Source organism: Sorangium sp. So ce185, assembly GCF_051526825.1.
GTDB classification, from domain to species: domain Bacteria; phylum Myxococcota_A; class Polyangia; order Polyangiales; family Polyangiaceae; genus Sorangium; species Sorangium cellulosum_D.
The window spans coordinates 11,575,741-11,601,435 of record NZ_CP150316.1 but is presented as its reverse complement, the minus strand read 5'-3'; the positions used below and the strand labels follow the sequence as shown (position 1 = coordinate 11,601,435).

Annotated in this window: 12 protein-coding genes; 9 read left to right on the top strand and 3 right to left on the bottom strand. The window is 74.9% G+C overall.

Features of this window, described 5'->3' with window-relative positions; genetic code table 11:
- Nucleotides 1-52: 52 nt before the first annotated feature.
- Nucleotides 53-2,473 (bottom strand): hypothetical protein, encoded by a 2,421-nt coding sequence (locus WMF26_RS42755; protein ID WP_437997414.1) that lies wholly within the window; start codon nt 2,471-2,473, stop codon nt 53-55.
- A 512-nt stretch (nt 2,474-2,985) separates the two neighbouring features.
- On the opposite strand from WMF26_RS42755, the gene WMF26_RS42750 reads away from it, so the two are divergent.
- The 5 genes from WMF26_RS42750 (at nt 2,986) to WMF26_RS42730 (ending at nt 13,744) form a co-directional block, all read left to right on the top strand.
- Nucleotides 2,986-4,761 carry a S53 family peptidase gene (locus tag WMF26_RS42750; protein ID WP_437997413.1) on the top strand — a complete coding sequence of 592 codons (1,776 nt, stop codon included), beginning with the start codon at nt 2,986-2,988 and terminating at the stop codon, nt 4,759-4,761.
- Nucleotides 4,762-4,838: 77 nt separating this feature from the next.
- Complete coding sequence (locus WMF26_RS42745) at nt 4,839-8,444, top strand: poly-gamma-glutamate biosynthesis protein PgsC/CapC (protein WP_437997412.1); 3,606 nt, start codon at nt 4,839-4,841, stop codon at nt 8,442-8,444.
- Complete coding sequence (locus WMF26_RS42740) at nt 8,441-11,206, top strand: hypothetical protein (RefSeq protein ID WP_437997411.1); 2,766 nt, start codon at nt 8,441-8,443, stop codon at nt 11,204-11,206. The genes WMF26_RS42745 and WMF26_RS42740 overlap by 4 nt, the downstream gene beginning before the upstream one ends.
- 151 nt (nt 11,207-11,357) lie before the next feature.
- Nucleotides 11,358-12,791, top strand: a complete 1,434-nt coding sequence (locus tag WMF26_RS42735; protein ID WP_437997410.1) for a PEGA domain-containing protein — start codon at nt 11,358-11,360, stop codon at nt 12,789-12,791.
- Between the two features lie 23 nt (nt 12,792-12,814).
- The gene (locus WMF26_RS42730) at nt 12,815-13,744 is read left to right on the top strand and encodes a formylglycine-generating enzyme family protein (protein ID WP_437997409.1); all 930 of its coding nucleotides are present in this window, start codon (nt 12,815-12,817) and stop codon (nt 13,742-13,744) included.
- A 120-nt stretch (nt 13,745-13,864) separates the two neighbouring features.
- Here the strand turns inward: WMF26_RS42730 and WMF26_RS42725 are convergent, their stop codons facing one another.
- Together WMF26_RS42725 and WMF26_RS42720 are read right to left on the bottom strand one after the other, a co-directional pair.
- Nucleotides 13,865-14,521 (bottom strand): HNH endonuclease, encoded by a 657-nt coding sequence (locus WMF26_RS42725; protein WP_437997408.1) that lies wholly within the window; start codon nt 14,519-14,521, stop codon nt 13,865-13,867.
- The gene (locus WMF26_RS42720; RefSeq protein WP_437997407.1) at nt 14,518-15,753 is read right to left on the bottom strand and encodes an AAA family ATPase; all 1,236 of its coding nucleotides are present in this window, start codon (nt 15,751-15,753) and stop codon (nt 14,518-14,520) included. Before WMF26_RS42720 ends, WMF26_RS42725 begins: the two co-directional genes overlap by 4 nt.
- Nucleotides 15,754-16,446: 693 nt before the next feature.
- On the opposite strand from WMF26_RS42720, the gene WMF26_RS42715 reads away from it, so the two are divergent.
- The 4 genes from WMF26_RS42715 (at nt 16,447) to WMF26_RS42700 (ending at nt 25,427) form a co-directional block, all read left to right on the top strand.
- Nucleotides 16,447-17,364 carry a hypothetical protein gene (locus WMF26_RS42715; protein WP_437997406.1) on the top strand — a complete coding sequence of 306 codons (918 nt, stop codon included), beginning with the start codon at nt 16,447-16,449 and terminating at the stop codon, nt 17,362-17,364.
- Nucleotides 17,365-17,531: 167 nt separating this feature from the next.
- Nucleotides 17,532-23,096, top strand: coding sequence for a hypothetical protein (locus WMF26_RS42710; protein ID WP_437997405.1), 5,565 nt, complete (start codon nt 17,532-17,534; stop codon nt 23,094-23,096).
- A gap of 158 nt (nt 23,097-23,254) precedes the next feature.
- Entirely contained in the window at nt 23,255-24,253 is a 999-nt protein-coding gene (locus WMF26_RS42705) for a hypothetical protein (protein WP_437997404.1), read from the top strand.
- On the top strand, nt 24,243-25,427 hold the full coding sequence (locus tag WMF26_RS42700; protein ID WP_437997403.1) for an alpha/beta hydrolase family esterase: 1,185 nt from the start codon (nt 24,243-24,245) through the stop codon (nt 25,425-25,427). Before WMF26_RS42705 ends, WMF26_RS42700 begins: the two co-directional genes overlap by 11 nt.
- Nucleotides 25,428-25,695: the final 268 nt, after the last annotated feature.

The window sequence follows — 25,695 nt, the reverse complement described above, 5'->3', positions numbered from 1 at the left end:
GGGGGCCCGCACCCGGGGTCGCCCCTGCGCGCTCGTCCCCCGCTCCTCGGCGCTACTTCGGGCTCGCCCTCCCGATCGCGATCACGTTCTGCTGCGCCGCCGGCTTGCCGCTCTCCTGCACGGCCGCGCCGACGCGCGGGTGCGCCCTGAGGAGCGTCACCGTCAGCGTGATGCCCCAGCCGTCGTTCGTCTTCAGCTCCGCCTGCCCGTGGCTGTCCTCCACGGCCAGGATGAGCCGGCCGAGCGGCTCGAGCCCCGCCGGCGCGGCGCCGGGCGCGGTCAGCACGCGCTGGAGCGCCGACTCCGGCAGACCCAGGCCGAAGCCGACGTCCAGGATCGACAGCTGCACGCCCTGCGGCGCCTCGCGCACCGACACGACCGGGCCGTGCCCCGGGAGACCGCGGCTCGCGACGTCGACGAGGAACGCCTCGAGCGCCTGCCCGAGCTCGCCCCGGTGCCCGAGCGCGTGCGTCGCGCCGCGGATCGGCTCGAGCCGCACCGCGCGGCCCGTCGCGCGGGCGGCGCTCGCGACCGCGTCGACCACGACGTCGACGAGCTGGAAGGCGCAGAGCGGATCCGTCGCGTCGCGCGCCGCGAGCGGCCGCACGTTCCCGGACACGGGCGCCGGCTGCTTCACCGGGATCAGCGCGGCGACGTAGCCCGCGATCCACGACGATCCGTCGGACTCGCGGCGCAGCGGGCGCACCGAGATCACCGCGGGCTCGGGCGCGCTGACGCTGAGCTCGATGCCCTCGTCGCTCGCCATCACGCTGGACAGCGACACCTCCGCGCTGCCCGCCGACGTGGCGCCGAGGACGTCGCCCAGCGTGAGCGAGCCGGGCGGGAGCGCCGCGCTCGCGCTCTCCGCGGGCACCGTGACGTCGCGCGCGCGCAGCCACCGCGCGAACTCCGGCGCGAGGAAGCGGACGTCGCCGAAGGCGTCGGCGTACAGGAGCCCGACCGGCGCGCTCCGCAGCATCGACCCGAAGAGCTGGAGATCGTCGAGCGCGACGCGCGCGCCCTCGACGAGATCGTCCGCCGGCGCGTGGTCGGCCCGCCCCTCGCCCGCGCCGCCCTCCGCGATCGCGGTGCGCGCGAGGCGCTTCCTGCGCAGGAGGAGCGCGAGCTCGCGGCCGACGTGCTCGGCCCGCTCCGGCTCGCGCGAGTACGTCGACTCCGCGACCGGGCCGCAGAAGAACACGTAGCCCTCGATCTCGCCGAACGCGATGAGCGGGACCACGACCGCCGGCATGTCCTGCTTCGTCAGGAAGCGGCGCGCCAGGCGGATCGCCGGCACGCCCTGCTCGCTGCTGTACGGCGGGCGGCGCACGTCGTGGCGGCGCTCCGCGACGAGGCTCTCGCCGCCCTGCCGATCGTTCCAGAACTTGAGGTGCCAGCTGCCCGGCGGCAGCTCCGCGACGAGCACGAGATCCGCCGGGTGCGCCTGCTCCGCGAGCCGCGCCACGCGCGGCCAGAACTCCTCGTCCGGCAGCGTGTGGACCCCCTGCATGCGGAACAGCGCGGCGCGCTGGATGAGCTCCGCGGCGCGATCGACCGAGCGCTGGACGGCGAGCCCGCGCAGGATCATCACGCCCGCGAACGCGACCGCGAGGCCGAACAGGGTGCTCGGCAGCGGCAGGAGGCTCGCCTCGGCCCGCGCGGCGAGCGCGCCCTGGCCCGCGGCGAGCGCGAACACGGCGAGGAACAGCGCGGCCGTCGCGACCAGGCTGCCGTGGCGGCGGCGCGCGAGCCCCACGAGCCCGCCCGCCGCCAGCACGAACAGCGCCGGCACCCAGGCCGGGGCCGAGGCGCGCCGGCCGCCGTCGAGCAGGCCGCCGAGCACCGCGGCGACGCCCTTCGCCGGCGACAGCGCCGACGTCGCGACCGCCTGGGGCGGGACGCCCCCCGCGCCGACCGCGACGACCGCGACGCGGCCCTCGAGCGCGGCCACCGGGACCTGGCCGTCCGCGAGATCGCGGAGGCTGACCGCGGGGACGCTCTGCGGCGCCTTCTTGATCACCCAGGGCGCCGCGGAGACGCCGAGCGCGCCGAGCTCGGCCGCGCGCTCCTCGGCGCCCAGCGAGAAGAAGCCGACGACCTCGCCCGCGCTCAGGCGGAGGAGCGCCGGCGGCATCCGGACCACGGGCGCGGCCCCCGCGCCGCGGCCCGCGGCGTCGCCGCCGCAGAACGCGTCCGCCGGGGGGATGAGCAGCGCGCCCCGCGCGCGCCCGCGCTCGAGCAGCCCGGGGAGCGAGCGCTCGCAGAGCCCGTCGCGCAGCGCCTCGGGCGAGGCCGTGACGAGCAGCACCTGCGCGGAGGGCGCGGCGTCGGCGAGCGCCGACGCGGTGAGGCCGCGCGCCACGTAGTCGAACCGCTCGAGCGGCGCCACGGCGGCGATCAGCGCGCCGGCGGCGATCGAGAGCACATCGGGCCTGAGCCACGCGGAGCGCGCCGCCTCCGCCTGCGAGGTCATCGGACGCGGGATGCGAAAGGGCTTGGGGATCCGCGGACGGTAGGTCTTCGCCATACTCGCTGGAGAACGCAGCGCGAAAGGGGGCGCCGGACGCCCGGGCTGCCCGAGCGTCGCATCGTGGTCGCATCGATACAATTGTCTACCGAGGTCCGCTGCGCCAAATGCATCTGCGCTTCGAGAAGCAGGACGCCCCCTAGGGCGCGCCGGGGCGCGCCGCGCGCGGCGCGCTCGGGCCCATGCCCATGCGCGCCGCGGCGCGGCGCTCCGACCGAGCCGCCGCGCCGCGGCGCAGCGGCGGATCTGTTCGAGACAAGGTGCGATGTGGTGCTCCGCACCCTCCGCCGAGGCGCGTTGTGTTGCGGGCGGCGCCCGTGTGATGCGACGTCGGCGCGCGCTGAAGATTGGGCTGGATCGGCCTGTCGGAAGGGGTTTGAATCGCTCTGGGTATGCGCCGCACTTCACCCTCTCTCCGGGCCGCTCCTGTCCTCGGGTTGTTCGTTCTGGCAAGCAGCGTGGCCTTCTCGGCCTCGAGCTGTGGCTGCGAGTCGGACGTGCAGGTCTTCGATTCATCGGGCGGCGGCGGCGGCGCGGGCGGCGGCGGCGCCGGCGGCGCGGGCGGCGCGACCGGCGGCGGCGGGGCCGAGGCCGGGAGCGGCGGCGGGGGCGCGGCGGAAGGCGGCGGCGGGGCCGGCGGGGAGGGCGGGGTCGCGCTGCCGGACGAGCTGCCCGACTTCACCGAGGAAGAGCTCGAGCCGACCGAGGCCACGGACGGCATCCCGGCCCCCCTGCCGGGCGTGTACACGGACAAGGGCACGGCCGGCGGCGACGAGATCGTCCGCGCGCTGATGGGCTTCCCGATCCGCAACGCGGGGCTCCTCGACAAGGCGATCGAGGAGATCTACGACCCCGAGGGCCCGCGGTTCCGGCAGTACTTCACCCCGGAGGCGCTCATCGCGGCGCACGCGCCGCGGGAGCTCGACGTGCACCTCGTGAAGCTCTGGCTGGAGGAGCAGGGGCTCACGGTGAACTTCACGGCCACGAACCGGCTGCTGATCCAGTTCACCGGCACGGTGGCGCAGTTCAACGAGGCCTTCAAGACCGAGCTCCGGGTCTTCGAGCGCGAGAACCCGCAGGCGGGCAATCCCCCGTTCGACGTCTACGGCACCCTCGGCGAGCTCACCGTGCCGACGTGGGTGTCCGCTCGCACGACGGGCATCATCACGGCGGATCTCGCGGCGAGCGCCAAGCCGCTGCCGGCCGAGGGCGGCAGCATCGAGCCGGATCCGCCGGACGGCATCGACGGGGGGATGACCCTCGCGCAGATCGCGGCCGCGTACGATCTCGACGACCTCTACGAGCTCGGGTTCCGGGGCCAGGGCGTGAAGCTCGGGGTCACGGTCGGCGCCACCTTCAAGTACAGGGATCTCCAGTCGTTCTGGCGGGCGCTCGGCGTGCAGCGGGCGAACCCGGAGGTCGTCGTGACGATGGAGCCGATCGCGACGCGCTACCTGGAGTCGACGCTCGACGTCCAGTGGTCGGGGGGCCTCGCGCCGGAGGCGGAGCTCGTGGTGTACCAGGGGCCCGACGCGCGCAACACGTCGATGGTCTACACGTTCAACGAGGCGATCGCGCGCGGCGAGGTGTCGGTCATCACCGACTCGTTCGCCCACCGCGAGGACTCCGAGCCGACGGCCGTGCGGCTCCAGTACCACAACGCGGCGCGCATGGCGGCGGCGCTCGGGATCACGGTCGTCGCGGCGACCGGCGACTCGGCGCAGACCGACACGCCGTCGGCGAGCCCGTACGTGACCGGCGTCGGCGGGACGTCGCTCTGGCTCACCAGGAACGGCGAGGTCGAGAGCGAGGTCGCCTGGCCGCGCTCCGGCTCCGGCCCGACGCTCTCGTTCCCGATCCCCTCGTGGCAGGTCGGGGTCGTGGAGGGCTCCGACGGCAAGCGCGCGGTCGCCGACGTCGCCATGCACGCCGCGGCCTCGCCGGCCCCGTACTGGGTCTACTACCTCGGCGAGTGGCAGCGCTACGGCGGGACGTCGTTCTCCGCGCCGGCGTTCGCGGGGCTCATCGCCGTGGTGAACAGCTACCGCGAGGCGCAGGGGCTGCCGCGCGTCGGGTTCCTCAACTCGATCCTCTACACGACGCCCGAAGTGCAGGCGACGTTCCGCGATATCGTGAGCGGCGAGACGGAGTTCTTTGCCGCGGGGCCCGGCTGGGACTACCCGACGGGCTGGGGCGCGCCGAGCGCGATCGGCCTCGCCACCACGCTCCCGTAGCGGCGCTCCCCGCCCGACCGGGCGGCGCCGCGCGAAGGCCCGACCCGCCCGCCGCCGCCGCCCCCGCCGCCCGCCGCATGCTCGACAACCTGCCGCTCTTCCCACCGAACGGGCTCGATCGGAGCCTCCACACCGCGGTCCTGATCGGGCTCGTCTTCGGGACGTTCTTCACCGAGACGCTCGGCTGGACGTACGCGGGGCTCGTCGTGCCCGGCTACCTCGCGACGGTGTTCTTCGCGGCGCCGGTCACCGCGGTGTTCATCATCGCGGAGTCGGTCGTGACGTACCTGTTCGTCGCGCTGATCGGCCGCTGGATCACCCGGACGGGCGCCTGGTCGACGGCGTTCGGGCGCGAGCGGTTCTACCTGTTCATCGTCGGCGCGGTGATCGTGCGGCTCTTCGTCGAGGGCTTCGTCGTGCCCGAGGTGTCGGCGCGGTACGACTTCGTGCACTCGCGGGAGCTCTACAGCATCGGGCTCGTGCTCGTGCCGCTCATCGCGAACGCCTTCTGGAACAGCGGCCTCGTGCGCGCGGCGCCGCGGCTCGCGGTCGTCACGGCGCTGACGGCGCTCGTGCTCGGCGTGCTGCTCCGGACGACGAACCTCTCGGTCTCGCGCTTCCAGGTCCTCAACGAGAGCCTGTCGCTCGAGTTCCTCGAGCTGCCGAAGGCCCACATCATCCTGGTCATCGGCGCGCTGCTCGGCGCCCGCAACAACGTCCGCTACGGGTGGGACTACAACGGCATCCTCGTGCCCGGCCTGCTCGCCGTCGCCTGGTACGAGCCGACGAAGCTGCTCACGACCACGATCGAGGCGCTCGTCGTCTACTACCTCTCGCGCTGGATCACCTCGGTCCGCCCCTTCTCCCGGATGCTGCTCGTGGGGCCGAGGCGCATGATCTTCGTGTACGTGCTCGGCTTCATCGTGAAGATGGCGATCGGCTTCGCCATGGTGCGGTTCGCGCCGGGGCTGCAGATGATCGACTACTTCGGGTTCGGCTACCTGCTCCCGAGCCTGCTCGCCGTGAAGATGTGGAACAAGGAGCACGTCGGCATCGTGATCATGCCGACGATCCAGGTGTCGCTCACGGCGTTCCTGGTCGGCAACGGGGTCGGCTACGCGCTCGTCGCGCTCGGCTGGGGCAGCGCGCCGCCGCCGCCCGCGGCCGAGGTCCGCCCGCCGCCGCGCGTCGAGAGCGCCGCGCTGTCGCTCGTGCTGGCCGACACGACGCCGCGCCCCGGGCCGCGCCCGAGGGCGGCCGCGATCGCCGCCGACATCGAGTCGCGGCGGGTCGCGCACCGGCTCGCGCGCAGCGTGCTGCGCGACGGCCGGCCGGCGGACGAGATCCTCGCCGTGGCGGAGCGCGCGCGGCTCTTCGTCGGGCGCGCGGGCGACGGCGAGCGGCCGTGGTATCTCCTCGGCGCCCGGTTCGACGATCCCGAGGACACGCCGAGCGCGCCGCGGGCGGCGATCCGGAGGCGCGCCGGCCGGGGCCCGGGGGCGCCGGAGTGGGTGGTGCTGGCGGCGCCCGCCGAGGTCGGCTCGGCGCTGCCGGCGGTGGCGCTCCGGGTCGCGGAGCTGCTCGACGCCGCGGGGGTCGTGCTGCTGTCGCGCCACGGCGCGATCCGGCGGCACGACGAGGCGTTCGCGGCCTCGATGATCGAGGCGCTGGAGAGCCCGCAGGTGCTGATCGTCGAGCCGGGCGGCGGCGACGCGCCGGAGCTCAGCGTGGTGGGCACGCCGGCGGGGCTGCCGGTGGTGTCGATCGGCGAGGGGCTCGGCGCCGAGACGGCGATGACGTTCCGCCCGGCGGCCGAGCAGTCGACGCTCCTCGCCGACGCGCCGCGCCTGCGGGTGCCGCGCCACGTCGCCGAGGCGGTCGGCGCGCGCGTGCTCGGCGCGCCGGAGGTCGTGCGCTGGAGCGGGACGCTCGAGGAGGAGCTCTCGAAGCGGATGGTGTCCCTGACGGAGGTCCAGCCGGGCCGGTTCCGCCCGCCGTCGATCGAGGAGCTGCGGCTGTTCGACAGCGTCGTGGCGCCGCGGCTGATCGCGGCGGCGACGCGCCCCGGCGGCGCCGCCGGCGCGCCGCCGCCGACCGCGTGGGAGCGGGCGATCCTCGGGCGCCTCGGCTTCCGCGAGGTGCGCATCGGCGGGACCGACGCCGCGCCCGCGGCGTGGGGCATCGCCGAGCCCGGGCCGGAGGAGGGCGGCCCGGAGCGCCGCGGGAACCCGGCGTGGCTCGTGCTCGCGAACGCGCCCGCGCCGCCGCCGGCCGCGCGCGGGGGGGACCCCGCCGGCCCTGCGCCGTCGATCGGCGGCATCCTGCCCGTGTCGCCCTCGCCGGAGGCGGTGAGGACGGCGCTCACGGGCGCGATGCTGGTCGAGGTGCCCGCGCCGCGCTGGCAGATCGGGGCGTTCGGCGCGGGGCTCGCGCTCGCCGACGCGCTCTCGGCGCAGTCGCTCCTGCTCGCGGGGGCGGTGCCCACGGCGGAGCCGAGCGGGGCCGCCGACGTGCGGCGCGCCGAGGGGCTGCGCAGCTTCTTCCAGCGGGCGCACGAGGTCTGGGTCGGCGACGGCGGCAACGCGCTGTCGGTCCAGGCGATCGAGGCGGACCGGAGCTACGAGCGCGACGCGGTGATCTCGTTCGGGTACGAGGTCGTGCGGCCGGAGCACGTGCCCACGTTCGCGGGGCCGCTGCTCGAGACGCTGCGCGATCTGGAGCTGCGCGTGGGGATCTTCGACGGCACGCGCGAGCAGGTGCCGTTCAGCGGCGCGACGGACATGGCGATGGCCTACGCGAAGCGGTTCGCCGAGGGGCGGTTCGCGATCGTGTACCTGGGCAGCGCGATCCGTCGCTTCTTCGAGCTCCGGCGCTTCGCGGCGCCGGGGCAGGGGGAGACGCGCCTCGAGGCGCGGCTCACGCGGCTCGGCGTGGCGCCCGTGCCGCTCGACGTGGCCGCGCGCGCGCAGGCGCTCGCGACGTGCGCGGGGAGCTCGGGCGCGGGCGCGAGCGGGGACGACGCGTGCCCGACGCGGGGCGTGACCGAGGGGTGCGATCTCTCTGCTGCCATGGAAGCTTTCCGTCGTTACGCGACCGAGCGGAACCCGTACTACCTGCGGGCGCATTTCTCGGCGCTGGCGGCTGGGCCGGGGGGCGGGTCCGGGCCATCCGCGCAGGGGAATGCGCCGGCGCTGGCGCCGCAAGGCGTGGCGGCGGCGCGGGGCGTGGCGGCGGCGGCGGCGCGGGGCGTGGCGGCGGTGGCGCGGGGTGGTGGCGCGGCGGCGCGGGGGGGTGGCGCGGCGGCGCGAGCCGGTGCGGCGCCGCCGCCGCGGGTCGAGGCGCGGTGCCATGTGGAACTCGGGCGCGACGTGATCACGGGGCGGCCGTGGGTCATCGCGGCCCGGCCGGGGGAGGCGCAGCTCCTGCCGATAGACGGCGCGCTCGTCGCGGTCCCGGGCGCCGCCGTGCCCGGCGGCGTGCGGCTGCGGCGCGCGGTCACCATCGGCACGAGCGCGCTCCGGACCGAGGCGGGCTCGCCGGGCGGCGGGGCGGCTCCGGGGGCGCCCGGGTCCGGGTCGTCGGTACCTGCGTCCGGGTCGTCGGTACCTGCGTCCGGGTCGTCGGTGCCTGCGTCCGGGTCGGCGACGCCCGGCGCGGCCCCGCGGCAGGAGGCGACCCCGTGACCGCCCCGGCGAAGCACCGCGCGCCGGCGGACCACACCGCGCCCGCGCCGCCGCGCCCCGCGCGTCCGCCCCTCCGGGCGCGCTCGGCGACCGGGGGCTTCCGCGCGCACGTGAGCGCGCCGCGCAAAGCGCTGAACCCGCGCTGGCTCATCGCGATGGCGCTGCTCGGGGTGACGGCGTTCGCGCTCTCGATGCTGCCGGGCGCGCCGCCGCTGGGCACCTCGCTGCCGGCCGAGGACGAGATCCTCGCCTACCACATCGAGCCGGAGCGGGACCTCGCGATCAAGATCCCGGCCGAGATCGACGCGGTCGAGGTGACGACCTGGGCGGCCGTGAAGGCCGACGTCTGCGACTCGGCGCGGCGCTATCCCTACGGCTTCGTCGCGGCGTTCGTGAACGAGCGGGGCAAGGAGGTCGCGCGGCACGTGTACGACCTGGAGAGCCGGGTCAGCTGCGATCCGGACCGCCCGCTCGGCGAGGGCGAGTACGCGGCGCGGCTCGCGAGCGGCGCGGGCGCGGTGACGGATCCGCGCTCGACGCTGCTCATCACGCACGACGTGCTCCCGCAGGGCGGGCAGGTGCGGCTCCGGGCGAAGCCCGCCGTGGACACCGACGGCAGGCCGCTCGACCTGACGATCCTGTCGCGGCTGGAGGGGCGCTACCAGCGCAGCGAGGCGTCGCGCGCGCTCTACGAGCAGAGCCTCGACGCCGAGGAGCGGCGGCAGATGGGGCGCCGGGTATCGGCGCTCGGCTTCGCCGACCTGCCCGAGCCGTCGCGCAAGGAGCTGCTCCGGGGCTGGGCGCGGCGGCTCGAGGCCGGGGGCCGCGAGGGGATCGACTACGAGATGTCGCGGCTCCTCTTGCGGCGGTTCCGGATGCCGTTCCCGCGCGCCGAGGGGCGCGGCGCGTCCGAGTTCGTGATCGGCGAGCGCCACGCGGCGGCGCTGAACTTCCGCGGCCCGCTGTCGCTCGACATCGAGGGCCCGCCGGGCCGCACCGTGCGCGTCGCGGACGGTGCGAGCGCGCCCGCGAGCGTCGAGCTCGGCCCGCTCGGGCGGGCGACGGTGCGGCTGTCGCGGGAGGACATCCGGACGGTGGTGATCGACGGGGTCGGCCCGGATTTCGGCGTGCGGTTCGGCGCGGCGGAGGCGCAGGCGATGCAGCAGATCGGCGAGATCGTGCACCCGGCGATGCCCCCGCCCGCGGTCGCGCCGGCGCCTTCCGCGGCGGCGGAGGCTGCTGGCGCGGCGGCGGAGGCTGCTGGCGCGGTGGCGGAGGCTGCTGGCGCGGCGGCGGACCCGGCGACGGACGCCCCCGGCGCGGCGCGGGCCGCGCCCTTGCGGCTCCAGACGCCCCCCGACGTGCGCCTGGTGCGCTACCTGGCGCTGGATCCGAGCGATCCGGTCATCGCGCGGATGGCGCCCGGGCAGGAGCTCCTCGGGCTCTTGATCCGGACCGAGATCGAGGCGAGCGGCGGCGCGAACCAGGGCGACGCGACGGTGGTGGCGCGGTGGGGGCCGGGTCCGACCGAGCGCGCGGAGCTCAAGGTGACGCTCCCGCGCTCGCGCTTCGAGTGGTGGACCGACGGGTTCGACGCGTCCGAGCCGCGGCTCGCGATCCTCCGTCCGCCGGAGGGGGTCGAGCGTATCGAGATCACGGGGGACGCGAGGACGCACGTGCGGCTGCGCGCGATCGAGCCTGGCGTGAACGAGACGCTGTACCGGCTGCCGTACCGGGTCACGCTGGCCGAGGACGAGACGTGGCGCTACGCGCCGTTCGACGTGAGCACGTGGACCGACGTCCGCGCGGCCAACCTCGACGAGCTGGAGCGGAAGGAGCGCTTCTCGGATCTGCGCGAGCAGGTGCGGATCGAGCGGTCCGGGGAGGGCGCCAAGTCGGACGCGGATCGCCCGGAGCGGATCCTGCTCCCGGAGAATGCGCCGGTGCGTCGGCGGCTCTTGATGCCGGCGTGGCAGTCGGCGGGGGAGGCGTCGCCGGGCGACGCGTGGACGCCGCTCTTGGTGGCGAAGGACGTGCGCGTGGACGGGGAGGGGGCGCGGGCGGGCCGGCTGTCGGTCATCTACCGGGCCGCGCGCGTGTCGTTAGGCAAGGAGGTCGCGGTGCGCGTGGACGGCGAGGTGGCGCTGAGGGAGCCGATCGTGGCGCTGTCGGGCGCGCTGCGCGTGGCGGCGCCCGCGGGCACGCGGCGGGTCGAGATCGAGGGGCTCGGCGGCGCGGGGGTTGCGTACACGGACGCGCCGCCGGCGAACGGCGGGGCGATCGTGCGCCGGCGCGACGTGTTCGAGCTGACGCGGGCGCGGCCGATGACGTACCGGTTCAAGCAGGCGGCGGGCGAGACGCTGCACCTCGTGCTGTTCGTGGTGACGCCCGGGGCGAACGCGGACTACCGCATCCGCTACCGGATCGAGGGGGCGAAGCCTGGGTCGCGGGAGGCGGCGTTCTTCCGGCGGGTGACGATCCCGGACGGCGTGCTGGCGGGCCGTGGCGGGGATCTGACGCGGGCGACGCTGTGGGAGGCGGCGACGGAGGAGCGCGGCAAGGACGGGGTGGGGCGCGGGGTGATCCGGCTGGGGGACGATCTCGCGCCGGGGGAGCGGGTGGTGCGGCTATCGCTGCTCGGCCCGCAGGCGGGCGACGCGGGGGAGCCGGCGAAGGCGGTGTGGGTGGGGGCGGTGCTGGTCGGGCAGCGCGCGCCGGGGCGGGACAACGGGCCGCGGCTGTGGGTGGAGGACGATCCGTGATGGGTGGCGCCGCGGCGCTGGCGCTGGTGGGCGATGCGCACCTTTGTTGATGCGGCGGTCTTGAGCGTCGCGGCGCGAGGTACGGGCAAGCATGCAGAGCGCGCTCTCTCGGTCTCGACGATGAAGGCGAGAGTTCGTCGTCAGTGCGTTGTTGAAGCTGGAGGTGCTGCCGAAGCCGCTCTGCTCGCGCCGCGAAGAGGCCGAATTCCACGAGACCTTCTTCTCCGCGGTCTGCGACTGGGCACCGCTTTCGGCCGAGCTCTCGGCGCATGCGTTCGCTCTGGCCTCGCAGCATGGCCTGGCTGGGATGGACGCATTGCACGTCGCGGCGGCGCTCGCGCTCGGCGCGGAAGAGATGGTCACGACGAGCTCTTCGCGTCGAGCGAAGCCTCGCTGGATCTTGCCAGGTTGGTCGTCCGTCAGGTTTTGTTGTAGGGTCTCCCCGCGCGGCCGCGGGGTCGCCGCAGCGGAACGAGCACACATGGCGGAAACGACAACGCGCCCGCTCGGGAGAGGCCACCTCGAGGCGCCGAGGTTCCAGATCGCCGACATCCGCCGTGGCGCGGGGCTCGCGCCGGGCAGGAGGGCTGTCGTCGGGCTCGCGTCGGCCGTGGCGGTCCTGCTCTGCGGCGCGGCGGCGCGCGCGCAGGAGCCGGCGCGCGACCCGGTGGCCGCCGAGGCGCTCTTCAAGGCCGCCCGCGCGCTTGTCGACAAGGGCGATTACGCGGCGGGGTGCCCCAAGTTTGAGGCGAGCCTCGCGCTCAACCCCTCGGCGAGCACCATGATCAACATCGCGCGATGCCACGAGCGCGAAGGCAAGCTCGCGACCGCGTGGCACGATTACAATCGAGCCCTGGTCCTGAACCGCGAGACGGCGGGGGAGCAGCGGAAGCGGAGCCTCGAGCAGATCGCGCAGAAGGAGATCGCGGCCCTCGAGCCGCGCGTGCCGAAGCTCCGCATCGTGGTCGAGGGCGCGCCCGCGGGCGTCGAGGTGCAGCGCGACGGCACGGCGCTCCCGGCGGCCGCGCTGGGCGAGCCGCTGCCGATCGATCCTGGCCCGCACGAGATCCGCGCGAGCGCCCCCGGGCACGAGACGGAGACCCGCGCGATCACGATGGCGGAGGGGCAGACGGAGACGGTCGAGCTCACGCTGCGGCCGGCGGCCGCTGCCGCGGCCGGGGCCACGGCGGCGCGTGCGAAGGCGGACGAGGCGCCGGGCGGCGGCGGCGTCCCGGCGTGGGCCTGGGTCTCGGGGGCGGCCGGCATCGCGCTCGTGGGCGCGTCGGTCGGGTTCCTGATCGACGATCTATCGGCGATCGGCGCATTGCGCGACAACTGCCGCGAGGTCCCGGGCGGGACGTACTGCAACCCCGGCTATGACTTCGCGGCCGACAATGCGCGCAAGAACCGCGATGTCGGGCTGTTCGTCGGCCTCGGCGGCGCGGGGCTCGTCGCGCTGGGGGTGGCGGTGTACGGGATCGTCGGGGCGGGCGGCGAGAGGGAGCCAGCGCGGGCGCAGGGAGCCGTCGCGCTGCCGTGGATCGCGCCGTCCGGCGCGGGCGCCAGCATCTCCGGGAGCTTCTGATGCGCACAGGGGAGAGCGTGCGAATGCATTTTCATAGGCCGCTCGCCGCGGTCGCGATCTCGCTGATCGCCGGGGGCGCGTGCATCCCTGACGTGGAGCCCAACGTGTTTGTCTTGTCGCGCTGCGACCAGGTCGCGCCCACCTGCGGTCCGACGGTCGACGAGAGCTGCTGTGCGGAGGGCGAGGTGGTGGGTGGCCAGTTCAACCGCCTGAACGACGCGAGCTATCCGGCCACGGTGGCCGATTTCCACCTCGATCGCTTCGAGGTGACGGTGGGGCGGTTCCGGCAGTTCGTCGAGGGATATCCGGCGACAAAGCCGAAGGCGGGCGCGGGCGCGCACCCGCTCATCGAGGGCAGCGGCTGGGATCCGGCGTGGGACGCGAGCTTGCCCGCGGGCAAGGACGAGCTGCGGGCCTCGCTGCAATGCGACGCCAACTTCCGGACGTGGACCGACGAGCCCACCGGCAACGAGGCGGCGCCCATCAACTGCGTGAGCTGGTATCTCGCGTTCGCGTTCTGCGCCTGGGACGAGGGCCGGCTGCCCACCGAAGCGGAGTGGAACTACGCCGCCGTCGCGGGGAACCAGCACCGCGCGTATCCGTGGGGCGACAAGGCCCCGAGCGAGGAGCTGGCCGTGTACGGCTGCGAGACCACGACGACGGTGTGTCCGATACCGCCCGTCGGGTCCAAGTCCCCGGCGGGCGATGGGGTGTGGGGTCAGGCGGATCTGGCAGGGAGCCTGTTCGAGTGGGTCCTCGATTACCACGCCGATCTCGCGCTGACGGGGAACTGCGTCAACTGCGCGGCCCTGAGCGACGGAGGCTTCGGGAGAGGCTCCCGCGGAGGGGCGTTCTCTCACGGCGAGGAGACGCTCAGCCCGACGTACCGCATCGGCGAGCTGCCGGAGAGGACGCTGTCCTTTTACGGTATGCGCTGCGCGCGAGACGAGTAGCAGGCTGACGGCATCCCGACGCAGCGATGCTCCTCGATACGTCTCCCTGGCGCGCCTCGCCGCGTTGCGCGGTGCACGTGAGCAGCGGAGGCCGTCGCGTCGGACACCTCGATGGATATCTTAGAGACCGTGACGCTCGAGGTATACCGTGAACATGAGTGAGAAGGGAAAATCTGGCTGACAAAAGCTCCGCAGCAGCGCCTTCTCGCTTTCGTTCATGTCCTTGCGGCCATCGGCGATCTGGGCATCCTTGATGCGGACCAGTGCTTCGTTGAACAGCTGAAGCTGCTTCAATCGCTTGTGGTCCAGATCCTTCCGGTCGAGCCTGTACTTCTTAATCGTAGCGAGTCCTTGTGACGAGCCTTCTCGAGCTCGAATGAGCTCTTTCTCGAACATCAGGTGGGCGGAAGGCTGAGTGCCGGGGGCGCAAGGGTCCAGGCAGTCGGTCACGGGGATGGCCCGATGGGGCTGCTTCTGGTGATTGCACTCCCAACAGGCGAGGTAGAGGTTTGCCCACGTGAACGCGCGCGTCGGATCTTCGGCGATGTCGATGTAGTGATCGACCTCGCGTCGCGTCTGTTTCGTGCTCTGCTCGCAGTAGAAGCACTTATGATGGCTCATCGCCTCCAAGGCGGAAACGATGTCCGGATGTGCATACTGCCTGGAGCTGGGCCGCTTCTGTGGATCCTTTGCGCGCTGCTCCAGGAACGCGGCGCGCCAGCGATCTTCATTTCGAGCGAGCACATCAGGTATCTGCAGTCGCTTGATCGGGATCATTTCCCCTCTCCGCGCAGCGACTGTAGCCGTTCCTCGATATCAATGTACGAGAAGTACTCGGGGTTCTTGTCCTTGAGCTGCTTCTCGATCTCCTTTCGCCGGACGGAGTCCCCCGCCTCAAAGGCGGCCTTTCGTTCCTCGAGCAGGCGCGAGATCTCCTCGCCGAACGGCTGTGTGCCATCGAATGCAGGGGAAAGAAGGATCTCCTCCACCGGCTTGTTCGCGTACAGATCTGTGGCATCGTCGACCACGCAGGTCTTTCGTTCCCGGTCGTAACGGCAAACGAACACCCGCGCACCCGGGACCGAGCCGACGATGAACGGCGAGTGCGTCGTGGCAATGATCTGAAGATTCGGGAAAATGCTGAGCACGTCGCCTAGAAAGCGCTTCTGCCAGCGAGGATGCAGGTGGTTCTCGGCCTCGTCGATGAGCAGCAGTCCAGGAGTCTTGCAAAGGTCGGAGGCGTCCGTTTCGCGCAAGACGTGCACGGCGTACATCTTGCCCAGCAATCCGATCATGTGCTGAATGAGGTACGCGTTGCCGCTGCTGAGGTTGGAGAGCGGCACGAGCTGGCCGCTCTGACGCACCATCGGCATGAACGCGCGCCGGTCCACGTGGCTCAGCTCCCCGTCAAGCACGCTGAGCTCGACGATGCGGCGTATGGTCTCGTAGAGGACCTCACCGTCCCGGCGATCGCGAGGATCGTCGCTGCCGCGGAGGTAATCGAACGTACAGATGAGCTCGGTCACCGCGGCGTTACGCTGGATGCCTTTCAGGGCGTCTTTCAGAAAAAGCTTCGGTTCCTGACGTGTCAGCTGGGTGATGGTGTACGCATCTGTGGGCAGCGCAGATCGCCAGAAGTCCACTACCCAGTTCGGGCATCGCCCCCCCTGTTCCACTCTCAAGGGAAGCTTGGAGATATCCTGGCGAAGTTGGCCGAAGCTGAACGTCCCTGGCTGCTTTGCCGCCGTATCGAGCAGTTTCTGGTGTCCCTCGACGACCAGGGTGGCCTCCACAAAAAATGGCTCCCCGTTTCGCCAGATGGCGCGTTCAGGCTCCCCGTAGAGGTCCCCGAACAAACCCCGAATCGCATCGAGGAGAATGGTCTTCCCAGTTCCGTTCTCCCCAGTGATGATCGCTACCGGTACCGGATCATCCGGCGCCTGGAGGAGCTCCAGACGCGCTTCATTGAACGGGCCGATGTTTTTGACGTGCAGATTGAGCAGCCGCATGGGAGACCCATGCGCACTCTAGCACCCCTGCCGGTACATCGGACAGGGCCAGCGAGCAGCCCAGCCGCCCCATCCTCCGTGGCTGAGATCGCCGGATGGGCGCGCCTGCGGGCAGATGGGAATCAGGAGCATCGGTGAACCGACCGCTGCCAGCAGGGCGGGCGGTCGAACCGGCCGCCGGTGCGTGATCTCGATGCCGGAAGGGCGGTCGAACCGCTCCCCGGTGCCTGGATCGATGCCGGAAGGGCGGTCGGACCGCCCTCGGGCGCGTGGTATCGATGCCGGAAGGGCGGTCGGACCGCCCTCGGGCGCGTGGTATCGATGCCGGAAGGGCGGTCGGACCGCCCTCGGGCGCGTGGTATCGATGCCGGAAGGGCGGTCGGACCGCCCTCGGGCGCGTGGTATCGATGCCGGAAGGGCGGTCGGACCGCCCTCGGGCGCGTGGTATCGATGCCGGAAGGGCGGTCGGACCGCCCTCGGGCGCGTGGTATCGATGCCGGAAGGGCGGTCGAACCGCTTCCCGATGCCTGGATCGATGTCGCAGGGGCGCTCGGACCGGTCCGCCGAGGCGGTTCGCGGTCCATGAGGGCGGTTGGACCGGTCGACAGTGCCCCTGCGCCTCGCCGCAGACCGCTGCGGCAGCCGGCCGCCGAAACGATGATGCATCCTCGTGCATGCCCGGAATCCACGGGCATGCGACCCAAGTATCCCATTCAGCCGCCCGAGATCCTGTCCTGCCCCACGGCACCGGCACAGCTCCCGCCGCTCGACCCGGCCCCGGGCAATCCTACCCCCGCGCCCGCCACGGCATCTCCGCCTCCCCCGGACCCCGCCGCGCCGGTCCTCCCCGCGACGCGCTCCGATCCGCCCGGGCCGTTCCGCGCCGCTCAGATCCGGCCAGGCGACCCGTACGAGCTGTCCCATGGACACCCCGTCTTCTGCCTGCCCAGCGGCGGGCGCGCCTCGAGCGCCCACCTGCTCGGCGCCGCGGTCGTCGCCTGGGACCCCGCCGTCCGCGAGGCCGGCATCGGCACCGGCTACAGCCCTGCGCCCGAGCTGCTCCGCGCGCCGCACGTCGCCGTGGGCAACGTGCCCGACACGCCGACGTGGGCGCCGGGCGCGCCGGCGCTGGCCATCGCGTACGCCGACCTCGGCGAGGACGAGGCGCGCCTCACGCAGAAGATCCACGACCTCCTGGTCGCCGGGACGCGCTGGGTCTGGGTCGTCCGCCTCGAAGCCCCGCGCCACGTCGAGGTGCACGCGCCCGGCGCGCCGCCGCGGCGAGCGGTCCCGGGAGAGCTGCTGCACGCGCCAGGCGTGCTGCAGAACCCGCTAGAGGTCGAGGCGCTCTACGATCGGGCCGCGGCGCAGCAGGCCGCCCTCGCCAACCTGCTCCAGCGCGAGGGCCACGCGAGCCTCTCGTCGCTCCGCGAGAGAAGCGTGCGCGAGGGCCGCACGGAGGGGCTCCAGCTGGCCGTGAGGGAGGTGTGCGAGGTGCTCGGCATCGTGCTCTCGCCCGACGACGACGCGTCGCTCCTCGAGCTCGACGCGGCGGCGCTCGCAGCGCTGCTGGAGCGCCTGAAGCGCGAGCGGCGCTGGCCCCTGCCGTAGGCCCCGGCGCGCTGCCGCTGGGGCCGCCGCGGCCCGCCTCGCCACCGCGAGGCGAGGGCCGGCGCGCGCCCGCCGATCGCGCGCTTGCGCTCGACGCCGGAAATCGGTTAGCCCGGTACCTCACGGCGCACGGGGCGCACGGTGGGCATGGTGCAAGGGTAATCGCCGTGGATCTCGACGCCTTGGCCGCGTCCGCCGCCCGCCGCGCGCTGCTCGGCGCGGCCCTCGCCCTCGCCCTCGGCGTGGCCCCCGGCGCCCCGGGCGCGCGCGAGGCCGCGGCCGCAGAGCCGCTCGCCTGGGTGCCGCCGGACAGCGCGCGGGTCGTCTCGTGGAGCAACGGTCCGCAGCAGGCCGCGCCTGCTCCGGAGGGGACGCCCGCCGCGCCCATCGCCGCCGATCCGACCGGGCCGATCGCGCTCACGGCGGGGCAGCTGCTCCTCGTGCCCGTGGAGCCCGGCGACCGGCTGGAGGTGCGCGGCGAGGTCGCGGGCATCGGCCTCGGCTCGGGCGTCGGGGACACGCCCGACGCGATCACGTGGATGCCGCTGCCCCCTCTCAGGCAGGGCGCGCGCGACGTCGCGGTGCCGGCCTGGTCGAGCGCGCGCTTCGCCGCCGTGCGCGCGGCCGTCTCGCGCGGCGCGGAGAGCGCGCCGGTCGCGGTGCGGGTCGCCGCGCGCGAGAGCGCGCCGCTCGCCTGGTACCGCCTCGACGAGGACGTCGCCGCCTGGCTCGGCGGCCGCGCGCCCGCGCCGGCCACCGCGCCCGGCGAGGCCGCCGCGCTGCTCCGGTGGGTCGACGCCGCGCGCGCCGCGCTGTCGGCGCCGGGCGCCTCCGGCGCGAAGGCCGCGCCGAGGGCCGCAGGGGCACCCGCCGCGCCGGCCCCCGCGCCCCTCGCGCCCGACGCGGCCGCGTGGCTCACCGCGCGCTACCTCGAGGAATCGCTGCTCCTCCGGCCGCTCATCGAGCCGTACTTCGTCGCGCGGGAGGTCGAGCTGCGCGGGGGCCGCGAAGGCCCCGACCTCCCGGCCCTCGAGCGCGCCACGCCCTGGCGGTCGCTCGGGGCCGGCGGGCGGCTCGGGCTCCACGCGCCCGGCGCGGACGTGCTGCGCATCGCCCTCCGGCCGCGCGCCTACGGCGCGACGCGCGTCGTGGTCCGCGCCGGCGGCGCCGTCGTGCGCGAGCTCGCGTGGCGCACCGGGGCCCGGCTCGCGGACGCCGCGCGCTGGCGAGAGCCGCGGTGGATCCGGGTGCCGCTCCCGGTCGACGCGCGCGCGGCGACCGTCGAGGTCGTCGAGGGGGAGATCGCCGTCGCCGCCAGCGGCTACCGGCAGCGCGCCGGCGTCGCCGAGCTCCTCGCGCCGCAGCGCGACCGCGCCGCGCTGCTCGACCGCGCCGCGCAGCGCGGCCCCGCCGGCGATCGCGCGCCGGCCCACGCCGAGGCGCCGCGGCTCCTCGCCGCCGCCGATCGGGCCGCCGCGCCGGGCGCCGCGAAGGCCGCGGTCGACCTCGCGGCCCGGCCGGCCGTGCCGCCGCCGCTGCGGGCGCTCCTCCTCGCAGAGGCCGTCCGGTGGGCGCCCTCTCCCGGCGCGGCGTTCGCGCGCGCAGCGCAGGCCTATGCGGCGGCGCAGGCCGTGCCGGCGGCGACCGCCGTTCCCCTGCAGCGCGCCGTCCTCGTGCGGCTCGCCGCGGCGCGCGCGGACGCCGGCGCCGGGGCTGCGCCCTGGTCGCCGGCTGCCGGCGCGCGGGCACCGGCCGGCGGCGCGCGGGCACCGGCCGGCGGCGCGCGGGCACCGGCCGGCGGCGCGCCGCCGCGTGATCGCGCCGCTGGCGCGCACCCGGACGACGTCGCGGCCGTGTCCGCGCTCAGCGCGGCCCTCCCGCCGCCGCTCGATGGCCGCCGGCCGGTGGGAGCGCCGCTCGCGGAGCGCTACGCGCTCGGCCACGGCGACATCGAGAGCGCGGCGCCGCTCGCGCGCACCACCTGGGCGCGCGAGGCTCCGTGGGACGCGCTCGACATCCCCGAGGGCGTGATCGCGTGGAGCTCGATCGCGCCGCCGCGCGACGCGCCCCCGTCCGGAGGCGCCGGCGCATCGCAGAGCGCCGCCGCGGACGCGCTCTGCGACGTGAACGCGGAATCCGGGCTCCGCTGGACGCTCCTCGACACGCCGCGCGCCCGGCTCGAGGTCGAGGCGCCTCCGGACGCCCACGCGCGGGTGCTCCTCCGGAGCGCCGCGAGCGAGGTGGTCCCCGAGTCGTCGGTGCTCATCGACGGCACGCCGGCCGCGGTGCACGGCGGCGCCGGGCTCACCTCCGTCGTCGCGGTGGCGCCCGGGGTGCGCGTTTTCGAGCGGCCGGCGGGCGCGCCGCCGGTGCTCGCGCGCATCCCGCGCAGCGGGCGCGCTCCTTGCGCGTCGCTGCGCGAGATCATGCAGTGGGCCTGGGTCGACGGCGCCGTGACCTTCGCGCTCCCCGACCCGGAGCGCGCCACGGTGGCGCGCGTCGTCCTCGCGCCGGCCGCCGTGATGGGCGAGGCGGCGGGATCGTCCGGTGCGCAAGGCGCCGCGGCGCGAGCTCCTCAGGCCGCCGTCGCGCCGCCCGCCGCCGCCGTCGCGCCGCCCGCCGCCGCCGTCGCGCCGCCCGCCGCCGCGTCGCCCGCCGCGGCCGCGCCGCCCGCCGCCGCCGCCGTCGCGCCGCCCGCCGCCGCCGGCGACGCCCGCGTGCTGCGCGTCAGCGTCGGCGCCGCCGTCCACGAGGCCTGGGTGCGCGCGGGCGCCACGGGCGCGATCGAGATCCCGGTCCCCGCCGGCGCCGGCGAGCTGCGCGTCGAGACCGCCGCGCCCGCGCTGCTCCGCGCGGCCGTGCGCCTGCACCCGGCCGCGCCCGCCGAGCCGCGCGTCGTCACGCCGGCGCGCCCGCCGTCCGGCGCGCCCGTCGACGGCACGCTCGAGCAGATCCGGCTCGCCACGCGCGCCCTCCGCAATGCGCCCGCGGCCTCGCGGGCGCGCGCGGCGCTCCGCGCGGAGCGGGCGGCGTCGCTCGAGGCCCTCGGCTTCCCGGCGCTCGCCGCGCTCGATCGCGCCGTCGAGGTCGACCCCGGGGACGCCGGACAGCTCCCGGGCGCGCCGGCCGCGGGCGCGCCGCCGTCGACCGTGTTCTCCCTGCCGCCGGGCAGCCCGCCGGCCGTCCCGCTCGGCCTGCCCGCGCGCGTGCCGCCGCTGCCCCTGCCCGACGACCCCGCGCCCCTCGCTACCGCGCGCGCCGCGCGCATCGCCGGCGATCCGCGCCGCGGCGTCGCGCTGCTCGCCGGCCCCGCGGGCGGCAGCTCGGGCGCGGACGCGCTCCTGCTCGGCCTCCTCGCCGAGCGCGCCGGCGAGGCGCGGATCGCCGCCGACGCCTTCACCCGGATCGGGCTCGCCCACCGCTCCTCCGCCGCGCTCGCCCGCGCCGCGAACCTCGCCACCGACGTGGCTGCCGCCGCCCCGGCGCCCGATCGGCGGCTCACCTTGCGCGCCCTCGCGCTCGCCGAGCTCGCCGTGCAGGCGGCCGCCCGCGAGGCTTCCGCGGGCCAGGACGCCTCGGCCCTCGGGAGCGCCGCGCCCGCGCCCTCCGGGAATGCCGCGCCCGCGCCCTCCGGGAGCGCCGCACCCCGCCCCGCCGCCGCGCCTCCCGCCGGCCCCGCTTCGGCCGCGCCGTCGCCGCCGCTCCAGCTCCCGCCGGCCGCCCTCGCGCGTCTTTCCCCGGCGACCGGCTGGAACGTGCCGCCGCGCGCCGACGCCACGGCCGGCACGGCCACGCTCGAGATCCGGGCCAGGGCCGAGCGCGATCTGCCGCTCCGCGTGCGGGTGCGGCGCGCGCTCGTCGACGCGCCGGAGGCGTCGCTCCTCATCACGGACGGCGCGCGCGCCGAGTTCCGGCTCGACCGGGCTGCGCCGGGCGCGATCGTGCTCGACGGCGCCTGCCGGTCGCTCGACCGCGAGGAGACGCCCTGCGCGTTCTCGATCGCGCTCGACGGCGCGCCGGTCGCGTGCTCCGCGGCGTCCGCGCCGATGGCCGATCGCTGCGTCGTGGAGGTGCCCAAGGGCAGCCACCGCATCGAGGCGCGGCCGCCGGCGGACCGGAGCGTCCTCGGCTGGATCCGCGCGACCGCGGCCGGAGCGGCGCAGCCGTTCTCGGGCCGCGTTCTTTCGACCTGGAACGACATCGATCCCGACCGTCCCCTGGAGCTCGCGTTCGTCGGCCCGACCGTGGTGCGCATCCGCGCCCGCGCCGCCTACGAGTGCGTCGCCTCGCCCCGCGCGCGCGCCGCGCCCGCGGACGATCCGGCTTGCCACCCCGAGGTCGCCGCGGCCACGCCCGCCGGTCAGCTGCGCTTCTCGGTGGCGCCGCTCGACGGCGCGACCGCCCCCGGCGCCCCCGGCGCGGCCGGCGCCGCCGGCGGCGTTCCCCCCGGCGCGGCCGGCGGCGCCCCGCCCGGCGTGCTGGAGGAGGGAACCCTCGCGCTCGACCCCGCCGAGGATCGCGAGGCGCGCCGCCTTGGCGTCACGCGCGAGCCGTTCTTCTGGCTCGGCGGCGAGGTCGAGTCCCGCGTCGCCGTCCTCGCCGAGGGCCCGCACGTGCTGCGCGTCGCATCGCCCGGCGGCAGGGCGCTGCTCCGCGTCGAGCTCGCCGTCGCCCACGGCGCGCCCCGGCCGCGCGTGCCGCCGCCCGCGCCGCCGCCGCCGGCGCCCCTCGCGCCCACCGAAGAGCGGCTCCGGCCCGCGCCCCCGGTGGGAGAGGACCCGGACGCCGGGCCGCTCTCCGTCGGCGGCTACGCCCGCCTCGTCGACGCCGAGCTCACGGAGGAAGATCTCCGCCTGCCGCTCCGCTTCCTCGAGCTCGGCATCGACGTGCACCGCGAGCTCATCGAGCGGCGCGCCTGGGTCGCGGCCGCGGGGTTCGGGCGCCTGCGCGACGGTCCGGAGAGCTTCGGCGCGGAGGCGCGCTTCGACCTCGGCTCGCGCGGCTGGATCCCCGGCGCGGCGCTGAGCGGCCGCGTCGTGTTCCAGCCCGGCGCCAGCGACGCCGTGGGCGGCAGGGCGAGCGCGAGCGCGTTCTGGTCCATCCCGCTGGGCGAGCTCACCCTCTCGCCGTGGGCGGGCTTCACCTATCTCGCGGTCGACGAGTCGCTCCGGGGTTTCCCGGGCGCCGACAAGGACATCTTCACCCCGTACGCCGCCGAGCACCGGACGCAGGCCTCGCTCGGCGCGCGCCTCAGGCACCGGCCGTTCGTCGACGCGCTCGTCACGGCGGGCACGTCGCTGCGGCTGAGCCCGGTGCCATCGACCCTCGATCGCATCGACGCGACGCTCGACCTCGACCTCCTCCCCGGCCGCGGGTTGTTCCCGTGGATCCAGCTCGGCTGGCTCGCGAGCTACCGGCCCGAGAACGAGACGCGCGACGAGGCCTTCCTGCGCGACGCGTTCACCGCGGGGCTCACGTTCTGGAGCTGGCTCTCGCGCGGACACCGCGTCTCGCTGGGCGCGGAGGGGACATTCCTGTTCGACATCCCGAGCCCGGCGGAGACGTCACCGCGCCTGTCGGCGCTGCTCTTCGCCCGCTACGACTACACCGCCGGCCGCGGCCTGCGCGACTTCCCGCCGCAGTCGACGCCGTTCCGCGACCGGCAGGAGGAGGGCAGCGGGCTCATCGAGCGGGAGCGGCCCGCCGTCGAGCCGTCGTGGGAAGACCCGTAGCGCAGGGGGATTGGTGCAGAGGACGGGCTCTGCGCCCGGTGCCGCACGTCGGATACGTCTCGCGCTCCGCGCGCCCGGGGGGCGTCTGGTTTGTCACTCCCCCCGCTGTCCTGTGCCGCGTTACTCTCGGCGAGCGATGAGGCTTCTCGTCGAGACGTATGTCCGTTGAGCTGATCCAGGCCATCGTTCGCCAGACCACCGTTCTCATCGCCCAGCTGGCGACCTCGGGGGGCTGGCGTGCTCCCCTGGCCCAGCTCGCGGACCAGGTGTTCCAGGACCTCGCGACCGAGCTCGAGCGGCAAGGGGTCAGCCGCAAGGTGAGCGCCGACATGTTCGGTATGGGGCTGCGGAGCTATCAGCGCCGGGTCCGGCGGATCACGGAGAGCTCGGTGGAGCGGGGCCGCTCGCTCTGGGAGGCCGTGCTCGACTACATCCGCCGTCGGGGGATCACGCCGCGCGCCGAGATCCTGAGGGCGTTCGCCGCCGAGGACGATGTCCTGCTCCGCGGGGTGCTCTTCGACCTCTGCGAGAGCCGCCTGATCTTCCAGGCGGGGCAGGGGGCTCAGGTGGTGTATCGCGCGGTGTCCGACGAGGAGCTCGGCGCGCTGCGCGCGCTTCGCTCCGGCGAGGGCGTGGACGAGCTCGCCTGGGCGATCATCTATCGAGAAGGCCCGCTCACGCGCGACGAGCTGCTGCAGCGGACGCACATCGAGCGCGCGGAGCTCGACGCCGCCCTGGGGCGCCTCGTGGAATCGGCGCGCATCGAGCGTACCGGAGATGGCGCCGGAGCGACGTACAGCGCCGCGAGCCTCTACGTGCTGCTGGGCTCGCCCGTGGGATGGGAGGCGGCGATCTTCGATCACTACCAGGCGATGGTGAAGACGATCCTGTGCCGGCTGCGCGAGGATCGCACCGCGCCCGGCCTCGCCGACCGCGTCGGGGGGAGCACCTATACGCTCGACGTGTGGCCCGGCCACCCGTACGAACAGCGGGCCTACGAGACGCTGGGGCGCCTGCGCGCCCAGCTGGTCGAGCTGCGTGAGCAGGTCGAGGCCTTCAACGCGGCGCACGAGACGCCGGACAGGTACACGCAGGTCGTGCTCTACATCGGACAGTGCTTGATCCAGCAGGATGTCGGGGGCGGCGATGAGATCTAAGGTGATCGCGGCGGCGTGCCTCCTCGCGAGCGCGGCGGGCGCGGCGCTCCTGGGCACGTCCTGCAAGGGCCTGGGTCCTCAAACCGGGAGCGAGACCAACTTTCTCAGGAGCTGCGATGCCGGCTGCGAGGATGGCCTCTCCTGCATCTGCGGCGTCTGCACGCGCGCCTGTTCGGCCGAAGGCGAGTGCGCGGCGCTCTCCTCCGGCGCCGAGTGCGTGGCCGTGGCGGCGCGGCCCGCCGAGGCGGCGTGCGCCGCGGCCGAGAGCGCGGCGTTTTGCGATCTCACCTGCAGCGGCGACGCCCACTGCGATCCGCTCGGCGCGCCGTTCCGCTGCCAGGGCGGCTTCTGCCGGGCGCCTGGCGAAGGCGACGCTGCGGCCGCCTGCCCGGCGACCACCCTGTCGATCGGCGACAACGACCGCACGCTGACGGTCGGAGACACGACCCGCAGCTACGTCGTTCGCCTCCCTGCGAGCTACACGGGGGCGAGCCCACTGCCGCTGGTCCTCGACTTCCATACGCTCGGCGGGACCTCGGCGGCGGAGGCCGAGGCCTCGGGGTACCGCGAGCTCGCCGAGAGCGAGGGGTTCATCGTCGCGTGGCCCCAGGGCGTCGACGGCGCGTGGAACATCGGTCCGTGTTGCACCTCGTCGCGCGACGTCGACGACGTGGCGTTCGCGCGTGCCCTGGTCCAAGAGGTCCAGGCGGAGGCGTGCGTCGACGTCAAGCGCGTCTACGCCGTGGGCGTCGCGAACGGCGGCGGGATGGCCTACCACCTGGCGTGCAACGCGGCGGACGTCTTTGCCGGCGTCGCTCCCAGCGCCTTCGACCTCCTGGCGGAGTCGGAGCAGCCCTGCCAGCCGGCGCGGCCGGTGACCGAGATCTCGTTCCGGGGTACCGCCGACGCGCTGGTCCCCTACGAGGGAGGGGCGCAGCAGGCGCCGAACGGCGCGAACATCACCTTTCTCGGCGCGGTCGGCACCTTCGAGCGATGGGCCGAGCTGAACCAGTGCACGGGCTTGCCGAGCGCGGCAGACGAGAGCGGTTGCTCGACCTACTCGAGCTGCGCGGGCGGCGTGGCGGTGACGCTGTGCACCGCGCAAGGCGGCGGTATGGCCTGGGGGAGCGCCGAGATCGGGTGGGCCACGCTGAAGCGGCATTCGCTGCCCTGAGCGTGGCAGGAACGAGCGCCGGCTGAGGGCCGGGAGCGGCGCGCGGCGCTCGCCCTCGAGAGGGGATGGCGATCGCGACGGCTTGCCGTGTCAGGTGATTCCTTCCGTGCTCTGCCGATCGCCAGGGTGGGTGAATCAGGGGTGTGGTCGGCATGCCGTCGAACTTGACTGGTGCACACCGTCACGATCGATAGAATGTCGACTGGGAATTCTAGACCTCCAACCTGACGGAGCGGCCGAGCTCGCAGGCGTGACCCTGAATTACTTA